At 43.3% G+C, this 231-nt stretch carries 1 protein-coding gene; it reads right to left on the bottom strand.

Annotation, left to right across the window (positions count from 1 at the left end):
- Positions 1–40: 40 nt before the first annotated feature.
- On the bottom strand, positions 41–231 hold a 191-nt coding region (locus tag SB717_RS39920; protein ID WP_410908905.1), incomplete at its 5' end, for a hypothetical protein.

Consider the following 231-nt stretch of genomic DNA (forward strand, 5'->3'; position numbering starts at 1 on the left):
GTATAAGTGACCAATTTATTGGGTTGTCCACATCTTAAAATTAGTGATCTAGCCCCAGTAAGGCGGCAGCCTCTCCAAAACTTTCAGGCATTTTGTCCGCTATTCCACTGGTCTCGGCCACGTTGGCGGGTATCAATATATATCGTAGCATAAAAGTTTCATCGTTTTGAATATTCAGTACATTTAATCCTGGGTCTGCCATTCGCACGACTATACCGTTTTCGGTAGGAG

The sequence above is a fragment of the Priestia sp. SIMBA_032 genome, assembly GCF_046535215.1.
In the GTDB taxonomy this organism is placed as follows: Bacteria; Bacillota; Bacilli; order Bacillales; family Bacillaceae_H; genus Priestia; species Priestia aryabhattai.